Genomic DNA, 15,383 nt, shown 5'->3' on the forward strand with positions numbered 1-15,383 from the left:
GCATCATCTGTAAAAAAACCCCGTCGGTTGTACCGACGGGGTTTCGATTTGTAACAACCGGGTCGGTGATCAGCCGCCGGAAGCAGCACTGCTGGCAGTAGCCGGAGCAGCAGCCTTTTGATGCTTGGTGTGGTGCTTGTGAGACTTGGTCGTAGCCGCCTTCGGGGCAGCAGCGGTCGAAGCAGCCGCCGGAGCGCTCGCAGCCTGCGGAGCAGCAGCCTGAGCCAGCACAGAACCGGAAAGAGCCACGCCCGCCACGAGCAGGGAAGCGATCGCAAGTTTACGCATCATGATGTTAAGCCTCGGATCATTGGGTATCGCGAGCCCGGCCGGAACCCGGCAACTCGGGTGGCGCGACGAACCAACAATAGCAGCAGGAAGGACGTACGACGACTGAACAGAACACGGGATTTTCACGACGAACAGATCGCTGGTTCTTGACAACCGCGAACGCTGATTCCTGGCGCAATAATTTGCGATTATTGCAAACTGGCGTGCAGCAACTGACCGATCAACTCCTGCACGGCCAGCGCCCGGCGTTCGTCGTAATCAAAGCTCTCTTCGTCCATGTAATTGAGTTGTGCGAGTTCCAGCTGTACCGCCTCCACGCCCGCAGCGGGATCGCCGTAATGACGTGTGATGTAACCGCCCTTGAAGCGACCATTGACGGCAAAGCTGTATCGGGACTGCGACTCGAGGCAGGACTGCAGCCGTACCTGCAACGGGGTACCGCAACTGGCTCCCGACGCCGTGCCGAGGTTGAAATCCGGCAGTTGGCCATCGAACAGCATCGGCACCCGGCTGCGAATGGAGTGACCTTCCCACAGCACCACCCGGCCATGCTCGGCACGCAGCCTCGCAATTTCATGCGAAATGGCCTGGTGATAAGGCTGCCAGTACTCGTTTATCCGCTGTTGAACTTCGATGGCATCGGGCAATTGGCCGTCCAGATACAACGGCTCGCCGTCGAATCCGATGGTCGATACCAGGCCGGTTTCCCGCTGCCCCGGATACAGCGCATGACCGTCGGCCGGCCGGTTCAAATCGATCACATAGCGTGAGGCCAGCGGCTTGAGCACACTGGCACCCAACGCCTGCGCCAACGGCTCGTACAGGCGCGCGACATGCCAGTCCGTATCCGGCGAGCGGCGTGCCGCCGGGTGCATGCGCCGGGCAATGTCGTCGGGAATGAAGCTGCCATCGTGCGGCAGGCTGATCAACAGCGGCACGCGGCCGCGCTGCAAGGTGAAGTTGGCCATGCGCCATTCTAGCGGCGATGGCCTGGGTTCAACCTATCAATACCAGTTCTTCCGCCGAAGTCGGATGGATCGCCACGGTGGCCTCCAGGTCGCACTTGCGCAAGCCGAGCTTCAGCGCCACCGCAAAGCCCTGCAACATTTCATCGCTGCTGGGACCCAGCACATGAATGCCGACCACACGTTCCTCGACGCCCACGCAGACCAGCTTCATCAGGCTCTGCTCACGTCGGCCGACCAGTGCCCACTGCATCGGCGCAAACCGGCTGCGATGGATGGTGACCTGATCACCGTGTCGACCGCGGGCCTGCTGCTCGGTCATTCCCACCATGCCCAGCGGTGGCTCGGCAAAGACCACACTGGGGATATTTTCATAGTCCAGCCGCGCATCCGCCTGACCGCCGAACAAGCGGTCCGCCAACCGCCGGCCAGCGGCGACCGCTACCGGCGTCAACGCCTTGCGCGCAGTGACATCGCCTACCGCATGGATGCCTGCCACATTGGTGTCCTGCCATGGATTGGTCCGCACATGACTGTGATCGTCGACATCCACACCTGCGGCATCGAGCCCCAATGCCTCGGTGTTGGGCACGCGACCCACGGCCCACAGCAACGCGTCGTAGGGACCGCGTAATCCAGCCGACGCATCGTCCAGCATGATGCCGTTGGACGGGCGATGCACTGCCTTGACCACGCTGTGATGGCTGAGGCGAATGCCCTGCGCTTTCATCTGCTCCATCAATGCCTGCACCAGTTCCTCGTCAAAGCCTTCCAGCAATCGTTCGTGCGCCAGTACGTCCACTTCGCTGCCAAGTGCACGCAGCAAGCCGGCAAATTCCACCGCCACGTAACCTCCGCCCACGATGGCGATGCGACGAGGCAACGCATGCAGCGCAAACATGTCGTCCGAGACGAGGCCCAGCTCGAAACCCGGCAGTGTCAGCCGACGTGGTCGTGCGCCGGTGGCGATCACGATCTGCGCCGCCTGCACTCGGGCGCCATCGGCCAGCTCGATCACGTCCGTCGCGACAAAGCGTCCAGCCTGACGCAGCACTTGCACGCCGGCTTCCTGCAAGCGCTGTGCATAGCGTTGATCGATCGCGTCGATGTAGCGCTGACGCAAACCGCGGAAACGCTCCCAGTCGAGCAGTCCCGGTTGCGAGGCAAAGCCGAATTCGACTGCCAGCTGCTGTGCCTGCGCCAGCTGCGCGGCGAACCACAACGCTTTCTTCGGCACGCAGCCACGATGCACACAGGTGCCGCCCAATGCGCCGGGGTCGAGCAAGGCTACACGGGCACCATGCTGCGCGGCGCGAAAAGCGGTAGCCAGGCCAGCCGAACCTGCGCCCAGCACGATAAGGTCATGACTTGCAGTCATCTGCTGTGCCCTCGACAAGTTCGGACAAAGCTAGCAGTTATTCGCTGAAGTCAGCGTCAAGCGATCACGCCATCATCAGCAAAGTGCTGCTCAAAGACCGAAGCGTGCCGGCGCATAAGGTGTTGCGTCGATGGGCGAAGCCGAGCCGCCCAGCATCGACGCGACCAGCTCGCCGGTCGCCGCCGACATGCTCACGCCAAGCATGCCGTGCGCGGTCGCCAGCAACAGGTTCGACCAGTGCATGCTGGGGCCGATGATCGGTATCTCGTCCACGCTCATCGGTCGCCAGCCCCACCATTCCTCCAGCAATTCGGGACCCTCCGGTTCGCGCAAACCACTGGCTGCACCGCGCCGCAACGCATCGAGTCGGGTGCGGTTGAGGCCTTCGGCGTACCCGGAAAACTCCATCGTGCTACCCAGCCGGTAACCACTGGCCCAGGTGGTGACGCAGACCGATGCCTCGCGCAACACCAGCGCATGCCGTGGCGCCTGTGCGGGACGCGTATAGGTCAACGAATAACCCTTGCCTGGCTGCATCGGAAGACGCAGCCCAAGTGTCTTGGCCAGCAGCGGCGACCATGCGCCGAGCGCCATGACGATCCGGTCAGCCTCGAACACACCACCACTACTGTGCACCTGGGTGATGCGGTGATTGTCGGTGCCGAAACGTTCGACCCGCGCGCCGGCCTCGATGACACCGCCCAGCTCGACCACCCTCCGCGCCAGTTCAGCCGCATAGCGATCCGGCCGCAGCCGGGCATCACCGGGGTGCAGCAAGCCACCGACCACCCCCGGTTTCAATGCGGGCTCCATCGCTTCGACCTGCTCGCCGCGAAGACGCTGTACCTCGATGCCCAATCCCTCCAGCACCGCGACGTGATCACGCGCGTCCGCTGCCTGTCGCTGCGCCGTGCGATAGACGTACAGATCGCCTTCCTCGACGAACTCGCAATCCAGCGGCTCGTCATGCACCAGGCCGGCCAGCAGCTGGCGCGAGCGCTGCAGGATCGCCGCGCGCGCCGTGGTGGCGCGGGCAAAGTCATGCCAGTTGCAATGCCGCGCAAACCCCAGCAGCCAGCGCAGGCGTGGCCCATCGAGACGTGGATTGAGATAAAGCGGCGCATCCGCGGACAGCATCGAGCGCAGCGCGACGCCGATCACACCCGGCATCGCCAGCGGCGGTGCATGGCTTGGGGTGATCGTGCCGCAGTTGCCATGCGAGCTGCCGCAGCCGGGCGTGCCCTGCTCAAGCACCCGCACACTTGCACCCGCCTTCAGCAGGTACAGCGCACATGCCAGGCCGATGACACCGCCGCCGAGAATCAGCACATCACTGCGCGAAGCATTCATCTGCTCATTGTAGCGGGCTGATTTGCCGCCTTTCCAAACCGCTTGCATCAAATGAATTACGCGCGTAATCTTAATTGCGACTACATATGTAATCCATTGCGGAGACAACCATGCCGAACCCACCGATCACCATCAGTGATGCCGAAAGCCGGGTGATGGAAGTGCTGTGGCAGCAGGCGCCACAAACCTCCGAAGACATCGTCGCCACTTTGCTGGAGCCCACTGGCTGGCACGAGAAAACCATCAAGACCCTGCTCAACCGCCTGCTCGGCAAGGGCGCGGTAAGTGCCGAGAGGGATGGCCGACGCTATCTGTACTCGCCGCAATTACGGCGCGAGGACTGGCAACAACAGGAAAGCCGCAGCCTGCTGGACCGGGTATTCGGCGGCAAGGTGGCACCCCTGCTGGCGCATTTCAGCCAGCACGAAAAGCTCTCGACCAGGGACGTCGCCGAACTGCGCAAGCTGATCGACTCCATCGAGAAGAAAGGACACTGACGATGTTCCAGACGCTGCTATACGCCACCCTGGGGTTGGCACTGGTACTGACACTGCGTCGGCTTGCCCAACGACTGTTCGGAGCCGAACTCGCATTCGCACTATGGCTACTGTTTCCATTGCTGGTGCTGCTGCCGCGGTTGCCTGCTCTGCCGCCGGAATGGGCCATCGCGCCAAGACTGCTTGTGCTGCCCGCCACATCGGCATCCATTGTTCAAGCCGGGGCAACTGTTTCGACGATGCACTGGCCACTGCTGCTGTGGATCACCGGCACAATGCTATGTCTGGTGCGTCTGGCGATTCACTACTGCCAGCTGCGACGGCGAAGCCGGCACCTTCCATACACGATGCATCGCATTCTTCAGACCTCTCCAGGCGCACCGGATCCGCGCCGGGTACGGCTGCACCCAGCCGGGCCCGCCGTATTGTGGGCTCCACGCAGCCTGCTGCTGATACCGGCAGACTTTCTCGAACGCTTTGATGCCGACGAACAGCGACTGGTGTTGCAGCACGAACTCACGCATCTGCGCCGTGGCGATGCCTTGTGGAGCCTGTTGGCCGAACTGACTTTCGCGCTGCTTTGGTTCCATCCGCTGGCGTGGCTGGCGCGACCGCGCTTCCGACTGGACCAGGAGCTGGCCTGCGACGAATGCGTGCTGCGCCAGTCACCGCAGGACGAGGTGAAGTACGCACGCACCTTGCTGCATAGCACCGGCATAAGTACTACGCCGGCACTCATTCCCTGGCTCGACCCATTACAGATGAAGGAGCGATTGCAGATGATCCAGTACCATCGTCCCGGTGCGCTGCACCGTCGTTTGGGCTTTATCACATTGGCAGCGCTGATTGCAGGCAGCGCATTCGGGATACAGGCCATCGCACAACAAGCTCCTCCCCCTCCTCCTCCCACGCTCGCGCCCCACGCGCCCAGCCAGAATCTGGGCTTGAGCGACGAAGTGAGGATTCGCCCCAGCTATCCGGAAAGTGCAATACGTCAACACGAGCAAGGCATCGTTGTCTTGCTTATTCTGGTGCGCGCGGATGGGAGTGTCGGCGATGTTCGCTATGACAGCGTACACAGCACGACTGATTCAGCCGACCTGATCGCGGCGGCCACCGAAGCCGCACAGCACTGGCGCCTCAAACCCGAGGTGAAGAATGGCAAGCCTGTAGATGGGTACGCACGTGTACCCATCACGTTCAGCCTCGAGGAAGCAGCCCTCAAACCCACAAAGTGAGGTCGTTTCTTCGAAAGAAATTTAAGGCCATTGATTTGCTTGTAGATTATTGAATTGATAACCTCGGCCCAACGAACGCCGAGGTTGTCACATGCACCTGGATTGCAGCTGCCGAATCACGTCGCAGCAAGCTGTATGGCGTGTAGTGCGCAAGGCGATGCCAGTCGTCCTGGTCCTGTTGCTGGCGGCCTGCGCAAGCAACTCGCGTCGACACGAACCGACCTTCACCAGCTCGCATTCCTCGTTGGCGGATCTGCCGGCCCGCGCTCCTTCCGACGCCAATGCTGGCACGGCAAATGATGTGCTGTTCCGCGCCATGGCCCTGGTCGGCACGCCATATCACTGGGGTGGCAACACGCCAGCAGGCGGCTTCGATTGCAGCGGACTGGTCGACTACATCTACCGCCACGCTGCCGACATCCTGCTACCGCACAGTTCGCGCGAAATGGCGGCGATGGACGGACGGAAAGTGACACGGATGACCGAGCTGGCCAGCGGCGACCTGGTGTTCTTCGGCAACCGCAGCGGCATCGATCATGTCGGGGTCTATGTCGGCAAGGGACGCTTCGTGCATGCGCCCAACAGCGGCGGTACCGTGCGGCTGGACGATATCGATGGGCCTTACTGGGGCGACCACTTTGCCTATGGCAAACGATTGCTGGATTGAGACCAGCCAATGAACAACGGCGCCTGTCGGCGCCGTTGTGATGCAGAACATTTGCATTGAAGCTCAGTGTGCGGCGGCACCTGGCGGATGCGCATGGCCATGCGCGATCTCTTCCTCGGTGGCATCGCGCACGTCGCCAATAGCTACGTCGAAGTGCAGCGCCTTGCCGGCCATCGGGTGGTTCATGTCCACGTCGATCGCGCTCATGCCGACCTTGTGCACCGTCACCGCGCGCTGGCCACCATCCTTCAGCTTCAGCACGGTAACCATGCCCGGCTTGAGGCGGTTCGCCTGCGGGAAATACTTCTTCGACATGCGCTGGATCTGGTCTTCCTGGCGCTCGCCATAGCCATCAGTCGCCGCTACCTCGACCTGCAGCGTCTCGCCCGCCTCATGGCCTTCCAGCGCCGTTTCCAGACCCGGAATCAGCTGGCCGTGGCCGAGCAGGACCCACAGCTGCTCGTCGCGATCGTGCGAGCTTTCCACCTTCTCGCCGTCCACCGTCAGGGTGTAATGGATCGCGATGACCTTGTCCTTGCCAGCCTTCATTGCCTGTCTCTCTGGAGAAATAAAAGAACCGATTCTATCAGGAGGGCGCCTTCTCGAAATCCAGCCCGCGGGCTTCAGGCCCCAGCCACACCAGCAAGGCCAGGATCACTGCGACCACGGCAATCCACAGCGACATCGCGAATGCATAGTCGCCGCCGTGCCAATCGGCGATCCAGGTCTGCGCCGTTGCCGTGCCGGCTGCCAGCAGGTTGCCCATCTGATAGGCAAAACCAGGCAGGGTGGCACGCATGGCTCCGGGCGAAAGTTCGTTGAGATGCGTCGGCACCACACCCCATGCGCCCTGCACCATCACCTGGATCAGGAACGCACCAAGGCCAAGCAGCAGCAGCGAGCCGCCATAGGCCCATAACGGGATCACCGGAATCGCCAGCAGCGCAGCGATGATCATCGCCTTGCGCCGGCCGATGCGTTCCGACAGGCCTCCGAAGAACAATCCACCGACCAGTGCACCGAGGTTGAGCAGCGCCACCAGCATGAAGGCTGCGCCCGAGCTGGTGTCCAGATGCAGGTTCACCTCTTCGAAGGTGTGATACATGTCCTGCGAGCCGTGGCTGAACATGTTGAACGCAGCCATCAGCAGCATCAGATAGATCGCCAGTTTCCAGTGACCCCGCATGGCTTCAAGTACGCCGATCTTCCCTTGCTGCGACTGTCCGCTCTGCCATACCGGCGACTCCGGCACGCTGCGGCGGATGTACAGCACCAGCAAGGCCGGCGCCGCGCCCACGACGAAAAGCCCGCGCCAGCCGATGTGATCGAACAGCAGCCAGTTCGCCAGTGCCGCGAGAAAGAACCCGCACGGATAGCCGCTCTGCAGAAGCCCGGAAATCAGTCCACGCGACCTGGCCGGGATCGACTCCATCGCCAGCGATGCGCCAATGCCCCACTCGCCTCCCATCGCGATGCCGAACAGGAAGCGCAGCACCAGCAGCATGGTGAGCGAGGTCGAGAACGCGGTGGCCAGTTCGAACAGCGAAAACAGGATCACGTCCAGCATCAGGATCGGCCGCCGGCCGAAGCGGTCGGCCAGTCGCCCGAACAGCAATGCACCAAGCGGGCGCGCCGCAAGAGTCAGGAACAGGCCGTAAGTGACCTTGGCGTGGTCCACCCCGAATTCCTTCGATACCGCGATGATGACGAAGGTCAGCAGGAAGTAGTCGAATGCATCCAGGGTCCAGCCGAGAAAGCTTGCCAGCACAGTGTGCCGCTGGGTGGTATCAAGTTCACGCAGTGGCGCAAGCAGCGACATCAGGCTCTCCTCGGATCGGCGGATGATCGCCATCGTATGCCGGATGCCTGCGAATCGTGCAACACCGGCGCATGACACGCAGCCACCCGATAGCCTAGGCTGGAGCAAGTGTCATCAAGATGCGGAGCACGGATGGACCGAAACACGCGCGCCCGCATCACCAGCCTGTATGACACACGCCTGCAGCGCGGTTACGTCAAGGGCAAGCTGGCCAGCGATCCTGTTTATGCCGCCACTGCCGCACTGCTTGCCGGTACGCAGTTGCCCTTGCTCGACATCGGCTGCGGACTCGGCCTGCTCGGGCACTTTCTGCACGCACAAGGTCACCGGCAACCGTACGTCGGGCTGGACCACGATGTGCGCAAGATCAACGCCGCACAGCGTGCAGTACACCGTGCAGGACTCGACGCGGTGATGAGTCTTCGGCATGGCGATGCCACCGCGTTTCCCACCTTGCACGGTCATGTCACCTTGCTCGATGTGCTGCATTACCTGCCCAGAGAACAACAGCAGGCGCTGTTGCTGATGGCTACCCGGCAGCTGGCGCCTCAAGGCATCCTGATCATCCGCAATGTGCTGCGCGAGCCAAACTGGCGTTTCCAGGCCACCCGGCTGGAGGAGTTCTTCCTGCGTACGTCCGGCTGGATTCGTGGTGGCGTACAACACTATCCGAGCGCCGACGAATTGCGTGGCACGCTGGAAAGCGCCGGACTTGATGTGCACATCGAATCATTGCGTGGACGTACGCCGTTCAACAGCTATCTGATCGTGGCACAGCCTCATCGCTGAGCCGATTCAAGCCTGCTCACCGTGCATCCGTTCAGGCTTGCAGCAGCACAGGGCAGACGTTGGCCCTTCAATCAGCTATACTTGCCGGCGCAGTCGCTCTGACTGCTGCGGCACACGCCGCCCCCTTCCCCAAGTCTGCAACACGGTATGAACACTCCGGGTTGCTCAGGAGTGTTACATGTCCTTCGATTCGCTGGGCCTTGCGCCCGCGTTGTTGCGTGCGCTTGCCGATTACGGCTACACCCAGCCCACCCCGATCCAGGCTGCCGCCATTCCGCCGGCGCTGGCAGGTCACGACCTGCTCGCCGCGGCACAGACCGGCACCGGCAAAACCGCCGCGTTCGCGCTGCCGCTGCTGCAGAAACTGTCCACCAGTGGCCAGACCATGACGCGCCGTCCGCGCGCCTTGGTATTGACCCCGACCCGCGAGTTGGCTGCCCAGGTACACGAAAACCTGCGCGACTACGGCAAGCAGATGCAGGTGAGCGCCACCACCATCTTCGGTGGCGTCAGCATGGGCCCGCAGATCAACGCACTGCGTCGCGGCGTGGACATCGTCATCGCCACCCCCGGTCGACTCATGGACCACATGCAGCAACGCACGCTGGATCTGTCCGCCGTGGAAACACTGGTGCTGGACGAAGCCGACCGCATGCTCGACATGGGCTTCCTGCCCGCGCTGAAGCGCATCCTGGTCGCGCTGCCGAAGAAGCGGCAGACCCTGTTGTTTTCGGCCACCTTCGCACCGGCGATCAAGACGCTGGCGATGGAGTTCATGCATAACCCGCGCGAGATCTCGGTCTCGGCGCCTAACGCAGTCGCCACCCTGGTCAGCCACCAGGTGCATCCGGTCGATGCTTCGCGCAAGCGCGACCTGCTGCTGCACCTGCTGTCGGCAGACAGCCGCCGCCAGTCGCTGGTGTTCAGCCGCACCAAGCACGGCGCCGACAAGCTGGTGACGTTCCTGAATGCCTCCGGCCTGCGCAGCGCCGCGATCCACGGCAACAAGAGCCAGAATGCACGCACCCGTGCACTGAGCGACTTCAAGAGCGGCCGCGTCACCGTGCTGGTGGCCACCGATATCGCGGCCCGCGGCATCGACATCGAGCAGTTGCCGATCGTGATCAACTTCGACCTGCCGTCGGTCGCCGAAGACTACGTGCATCGCATCGGCCGCACCGGCCGTGCCGGCATGGAAGGCCTGGCCGTATCACTGGTCAGCCACGACGAGTCCGGCCTGCTGTTCGACATCCGCAAACTGCTGAAGCAGGACATTGCGATCACGCCGATCGCCGGTTACGAGCCTTCCGCACCGCTGCGACTGGATGCCGGCGCGCCGCGTCCGAAGCAGGGTGGCGGTGGTGGCGGTCAACGTCAATCGCGCCCGCCGCGCCAGGGCAAGCCCGCTGGTTCGGCTCGGCCGAGCGGTTATGCGCCGCAGGGGCGTGGCGATCACGCCGCCGGCAACCAGCGCCGTCGTTCGAATTCTCGTCCGGCCGCCAAGGCCTGAGTCCGCGAGACAGCCATGCAGGAACGACTTCAGTCGCTCCTGCATGGCTGACCGGATTGCCGCTACAGCAATCCGAGTGCCGCGGCGTGATGGTGCAGGTGATCGTCAATGAAGCTGGTGATGAACCAGTAGCTATGGTCGTAGCCGGCATGTCGGCGTAGCAGCAACGCCTGTCCCGCTTCGGCGCAGGCCTGGTCGAACAGTTCGGGCTTCAGCTGGACCTCCAGGAACTGATCCGCCTCACCTTGGTCGATCAGGATCGTGCCGGGAAAGGTTTGTCGCCGCACCAGCGCACAGGCGTCGTAACCGGTCCAGGCACCCGGATCGATGCCGAGGTAGCGAGGCAGCGCCTTGCGCCCCCATGGCACCTCGCTGGGTGCCACGATCGGCGCGAACGCGGATACCGAACGGTAACGCGAGGGGTGTTTCAAGGCGATCGTCAATGCGCCATGGCCACCCATCGAATGGCCGCAAATGCCACTACGCGAGACATCCACCGGAAAGTTGGCAGCGATCAAGGCCGGCAATTCATCCACCACGTAGCTGTGCATGCGAAAGCGTGACGACCACGGTGCCTCGGTGGCATCAACGTAAAAGCCGGCGCCCTCACCGAACTCCCAGTCGCCGGTGGCGCCGTCGATGCTGGTGTCACGTGGGCTGGTATCGGGCATCACCAGTACCAGGCCAAGTTCGGCGGCCAGCCGCTGTGCGCCGGCCTTGATCGTGGCGGTTTCCTCGCTGCAGGTCAGCCCGGCCAGGAAATACAACACCGGGCACCGCTGCTGCACGGCCTGCGGCGGCTGATACACGGCAACACGCATCGGGCCGCCGCAGGCGCTTGAAGGGTGCCGGTAAAAGCCCTGGATGCCGCCATGCAGCCGCTGTTCGGAAATCGTCTCAAGCATACCCATCATCCTTACATCCACCATCCCGGCATAACCACACATCTGCCCTTCACGTTCAGCCAATACCGCAACGCGAAAGGCCGCAGAATGATAGAATGCACGACTTGCGCGTCGCATTCCCGATGCCGCTTCCAGTTTCGAGGTTCCCATGTCATCCCCCGCTTCCGACAACGCCCCGGTTCCGTCCGGCTTCGGCGCACTCGCGCTGCACCCCGACGTTTTGCGCGTACTGTCCGACGTCGGCTACGAATCGCCTTCGCCGATCCAGGCCGCCACCATCCCGCCGTTGCTCGAGGGCCGCGACGTACTCGGCCAGGCGCAGACCGGCACCGGCAAGACCGCCGCGTTCGCGCTGCCGATCCTGTCGCGCATCAGCCCACGCGCCGGCAAGCCGCAGGCACTCGTGCTGGCGCCCACGCGCGAACTGGCGATCCAGGTCGCCGAGGCGTTCCAGCGCTACGCTGCACACATCCCCGGTTTCCAGGTGCTGCCGATCTACGGTGGCCAGAGCTACGGCCCGCAGCTGCACTCGCTCAAGCGCGGCGTGCATGTGGTGGTCGGCACGCCCGGCCGCGTGATCGATCACATGGACAAGGGCACGCTGGACCTCTCCGAGCTGAAGTATCTGGTGCTCGACGAAGCCGACGAAATGCTGCGCATGGGCTTCATCGACGACGTCGAGAAAGTGCTGCAGGCGACTCCGCCGGAACGTCAGGTCGCACTGTTCTCGGCGACCATGCCCAGCGTCATCCGCAAGATCGCGCAGCGCCACCTGAAGGATCCGGTCGAGGTCACGATCAAGTCCTCCACCAGCACCGCGCCGAACATCCGCCAGCGCTACTGGTTTGTCAGCGGCATGCACAAGCTCGATGCGCTGACCCGCATTCTCGAGGCCGAGCCGTTCGACGCGATGATCATCTTCGCGCGTACCAAACAGGCGACCGAGGAACTGGCCGGCAAGCTGCAGGCACGCGGCCTGGCCGCTGCTGCAATCAACGGCGACATCGCGCAGCCACAGCGCGAGCGGGTGATCCAGCAGCTGAAGGACGGCAAGCTCGACATCCTGGTCGCCACCGACGTGGCCGCACGTGGCCTCGACGTGGAGCGCATCAGCCACGTATTCAATTACGACATCCCGTACGACACCGAGAGCTACGTGCACCGGATCGGTCGGACCGGTCGCGCCGGCCGCAGCGGTGAGGCAATCCTTTTCGTCAGTCCGCGCGAGCGCGGCATGCTGAGCGCGATCGAGCGCGCCACCCGGCAGCCGATCGAGCAGATGCAGCTACCGTCGGTCGACGTCGTCAACGACGTGCGCATCGGCAAGTTCAAGCAGCGCATCAGCGACATGCTGGCGCAGGGCGACCTTGGCCAGTTCCAGAAACTGATCGAGCAGTACGAGCAGGAACACAACGTGCCGGCGATCGAGATCGCCGCCGCGCTGGCACGCATCGCCCAGGGCGACCAGCCGCTGCTGCTGGCACCACAGCCGAAGCGTGAAAAGTACGAACCCGCTTCGCGTGAACGCGTCGAACGCGCGGCACCACGCGAACGCACCAGCAGCGAGCGCCGTCCGCCGAGTGGGCGTGAAACATCTGCAGCCAGCCATCCGCCACGCGAGTCCAGGCCGCATGAATCACGACCGCGCGAGCATGCACCGCACCAGCATGGCGCGCACGAGAATGCCCCGCCACGCGACTTCGGTCATCGTCCGGTGCGTGCGCATGCCACCGAAGAAGGCAAGCGCACCTACCGCATCGAGGTCGGCCACGAGCACGGCGTGAAGCCGGGCAATATCGTCGGCGCGATCGCCAACGAGGCCGGCCTGGAAAGCCAGTTCATCGGCCGCCTCAGCATCCGCGATCATTACAGCCTGATCGACCTGCCCGACGGCATGCCGGCGGAAGTGTTCGAGCACCTCAAGAAAGTGTGGGTGGTGCAGCAGCAGCTGCGCATCCACGAATGGGACGGCACCGACACCGGTACCAGTGCACCGCCATCGCACAAGCCGGGCGGCTTCAAGAAACCCGGTGGGTTCAAGCCGCGACCCAGCGGCGGCAAGCCGCCGCGCCGCAAGTAACCGGTCAAGCAGTCATTTCGAATCGCGCCGCTCACCCCTTGGCCGGCGGCGCGATGAAGCGCATCAACACGATCATCTTGTCGTTGCGACTGATGCATGCTGAAACAGGATGGCGACGGGCTGCTCGATAAGCACCCTCGCGACGACGTACCATCGGTCGGATCATCGCCGTTGCGAAACCGCCGCATGTCCAGCCCTTCCGCCGAACAGCGCCCGCTCAACCGTGCCGAACCGTGTCTTGCCGGGCTCGCCCCAGCGGCGGTGCGACAGTTGCAGGCCGCGGCACATGCCATCCGGGATGGCGCCGAGACTGCCGCACGACAGGCTCTGGATACTGTTCTTGCCATGACGCCGGAGCATCCGGAAGCGCTGCGGTTGTACGGCATCCTGCATACCCGCGTGCAGCGCCATGGCGAGGCATTGGTCATGTTGCAACGGGCCATCGCGCAATGGCCGGACTACGCGTTGGCCCATTCCGATCTGGGCAATGCTCAACAGGCCGCCGGCGAGCTGGACGACGCATTCGTCAGCTGGCGACAGGCTTGTGCGCTGGCACCGGAGGCAGCGATGCCGTGGTTCAACCTCGGCCGCAACCTGCAGCAACATGGCGATACCGATGCGGCGATCGACGCCCTGCAGCAAGCGCATGCACTGGCGCCGGATTTCCTGCCTGCGTTGATCCTGCTCGGCGATGCACTGGTGCACACCGGTCGCTTCGACGATGCCGATGCGCGCTATCGCGCGGCACTGGCGTTGCACCCAGCCCGCGGCGACGCCTGGCGCGGGCTGGCGAACATGAAGACGCGCCCGTTGTCGGAGACAGATCGCGAGCAGCTGGCGACGGCACTACGCCGTGCCGACATCACTCCGCCTGACCGTATCGCGATGGGATTCGCACTGGGCAAGGTGTGCGAGGACCAGGGTCACTACGGGCAGGCATTTGCCGCACTGAATACAGCCAACACGCAGCTGCGTGAACTGGCGACGTGGCATGCGGGAGCGTTCCATACGCACGTCGACGCGATGCTCGACGCGTCGGCCAAACTGCCGACACCCACGGATGCCACGCTCGGCCACGAAGTGATCTTCATCGTCGGGCTGCCGCGCTCCGGCTCCACCTTGTTCGAGCAGATCCTCGCCACCCATCCCGACGTCGAAGGCGCTAGCGAACTGCCCGATCTGGAACAGGTACTCAGCGAGGAGTCCGTACGCCGACGCCAGCCATTGCTGCAGTGGATCGGTGCCGCCAGCGCCGACGACTGGCAGCGACTGGGCCGGCGCTACCTGGAGCGCACCGCACGCTGGCGCCAGACCAGACTGCGACACACCGACAAGCTGCCGTCGAACTGGCTGCTCAGCGGTGTGCTCGCTGCGATGCTGCCCGGCGCACGCATCGTGGACGCCCGCCGCGATGCGCTGGAGGCGGGCTGGTCCTGCTACAAGCAGCAGTTCTACCGGCTGCCGCATTTCGCCTGCACGCTGACCGACATCGCCGCCTATATCCGCGACTACGAGCGGGTGATGGCGTTGTGGCAGGGCGCCGATCCGCAGCGCATCCGCATCCAGCGCTACGAGGTGCTGCTGACCGAGCCGGAGCGCGAGATCCGCGCGCTGCTGGCATTCTGCGGACTGCCGTTCGATCCGGCCTGCCTCGACTACCACCAGGCAACGCGCAGCGTGCGTACGGCCAGCGCGGCGCAGGTGCGACAACCGCTGCAACGCGATACCGCGCGCGCGGCCCATTACGGCGCGCTGCTCGATCCGCTGCGTTTCGGGCTGGGCCTCCCCACGCTCAAGTGATGCACCGCGATCGTGCGATGCCGACGACACATCGTTTCCGCCAGCGGGCTCGGCAAATCTCCAGTACGCCCCCACCATGACGGCATGGATTCCC

Annotated in this window: 14 protein-coding genes; 7 read left to right on the forward strand and 7 right to left on the reverse strand. The window is 63.7% G+C overall.

What is annotated here, in order from left to right; genetic code table 11:
- Positions 1-69: 69 nt before the first annotated feature.
- From B0E51_RS08780 to B0E51_RS08795, 4 genes are all read right to left on the reverse strand, one after another.
- Positions 70-291, reverse strand: coding sequence for a hypothetical protein (locus B0E51_RS08780; RefSeq protein WP_217333094.1), 222 nt, complete (start codon positions 289-291; stop codon positions 70-72).
- Positions 292-479: 188 nt separating this feature from the next.
- Complete coding sequence (gene hutG / locus B0E51_RS08785; RefSeq protein WP_077444518.1) at positions 480-1,259, reverse strand: N-formylglutamate deformylase; 780 nt, start codon at positions 1,257-1,259, stop codon at positions 480-482.
- A 28-nt stretch (positions 1,260-1,287) separates the two neighbouring features.
- On the reverse strand, positions 1,288-2,634 hold the full coding sequence (gene gorA, locus B0E51_RS08790; RefSeq protein WP_077444519.1) for a glutathione-disulfide reductase: 1,347 nt from the start codon (positions 2,632-2,634) through the stop codon (positions 1,288-1,290).
- A gap of 90 nt (positions 2,635-2,724) precedes the next feature.
- Complete coding sequence (locus tag B0E51_RS08795) at positions 2,725-3,984, reverse strand: FAD-dependent oxidoreductase (protein ID WP_077444719.1); 1,260 nt, start codon at positions 3,982-3,984, stop codon at positions 2,725-2,727.
- A gap of 110 nt (positions 3,985-4,094) precedes the next feature.
- Between B0E51_RS08795 and B0E51_RS08800 the strand changes: the two genes are divergently transcribed.
- The 3 genes from B0E51_RS08800 (at position 4,095) to B0E51_RS08810 (ending at position 6,386) form a co-directional block, all read left to right on the forward strand.
- Positions 4,095-4,481: a BlaI/MecI/CopY family transcriptional regulator gene (locus B0E51_RS08800; RefSeq protein ID WP_077444520.1), complete on the forward strand. Its 387-nt coding sequence runs from the start codon at positions 4,095-4,097 to the stop codon at positions 4,479-4,481.
- A gap of 2 nt (positions 4,482-4,483) precedes the next feature.
- Positions 4,484-5,719 (forward strand): M56 family metallopeptidase, encoded by a 1,236-nt coding sequence (locus B0E51_RS08805; RefSeq protein ID WP_077444521.1) that lies wholly within the window; start codon positions 4,484-4,486, stop codon positions 5,717-5,719.
- A gap of 157 nt (positions 5,720-5,876) precedes the next feature.
- Entirely contained in the window at positions 5,877-6,386 is a 510-nt protein-coding gene (locus tag B0E51_RS08810) for a C40 family peptidase (protein ID WP_254424471.1), read from the forward strand.
- 63 nt (positions 6,387-6,449) lie between these two features.
- Here B0E51_RS08810 and B0E51_RS08815 read toward each other — a convergent pair whose 3' ends face one another.
- Together B0E51_RS08815 and B0E51_RS08820 are read right to left on the reverse strand one after the other, a co-directional pair.
- Positions 6,450-6,935 (reverse strand): peptidylprolyl isomerase, encoded by a 486-nt coding sequence (locus tag B0E51_RS08815; RefSeq protein ID WP_077444523.1) that lies wholly within the window; start codon positions 6,933-6,935, stop codon positions 6,450-6,452.
- A gap of 37 nt (positions 6,936-6,972) precedes the next feature.
- On the reverse strand, positions 6,973-8,205 hold the full coding sequence (locus B0E51_RS08820) for an MFS transporter (RefSeq protein WP_077444720.1): 1,233 nt from the start codon (positions 8,203-8,205) through the stop codon (positions 6,973-6,975).
- Positions 8,206-8,337: 132 nt separating this feature from the next.
- Between B0E51_RS08820 and B0E51_RS08825 the strand changes: the two genes are divergently transcribed.
- Positions 8,338-8,994: a class I SAM-dependent methyltransferase gene (locus B0E51_RS08825; RefSeq protein ID WP_077444524.1), complete on the forward strand. Its 657-nt coding sequence runs from the start codon at positions 8,338-8,340 to the stop codon at positions 8,992-8,994.
- A 178-nt stretch (positions 8,995-9,172) separates the two neighbouring features.
- Complete coding sequence (locus B0E51_RS08830; protein ID WP_077444525.1) at positions 9,173-10,504, forward strand: DEAD/DEAH box helicase; 1,332 nt, start codon at positions 9,173-9,175, stop codon at positions 10,502-10,504.
- Between the two features lie 62 nt (positions 10,505-10,566).
- On the opposite strand, the gene fghA is transcribed toward B0E51_RS08830, so the two are convergent.
- Positions 10,567-11,415 carry an S-formylglutathione hydrolase gene (gene fghA, locus B0E51_RS08835; protein WP_077444526.1) on the reverse strand — a complete coding sequence of 283 codons (849 nt, stop codon included), beginning with the start codon at positions 11,413-11,415 and terminating at the stop codon, positions 10,567-10,569.
- A 142-nt stretch (positions 11,416-11,557) separates the two neighbouring features.
- Between fghA and B0E51_RS08840 the strand changes: the two genes are divergently transcribed.
- Together B0E51_RS08840 and B0E51_RS08845 are read left to right on the forward strand one after the other, a co-directional pair.
- Positions 11,558-13,489: a DEAD/DEAH box helicase gene (locus B0E51_RS08840; protein ID WP_077444527.1), complete on the forward strand. Its 1,932-nt coding sequence runs from the start codon at positions 11,558-11,560 to the stop codon at positions 13,487-13,489.
- A gap of 186 nt (positions 13,490-13,675) precedes the next feature.
- Entirely contained in the window at positions 13,676-15,289 is a 1,614-nt protein-coding gene (locus B0E51_RS08845) for a sulfotransferase (protein WP_077444721.1), read from the forward strand.
- Positions 15,290-15,383 lie beyond the last annotated feature (94 nt).

Origin of the sequence: Rhodanobacter sp. C05 (assembly GCF_002001165.1) — a bacterium.
Lineage (GTDB): Bacteria > Pseudomonadota > Gammaproteobacteria > Xanthomonadales > Rhodanobacteraceae > Rhodanobacter.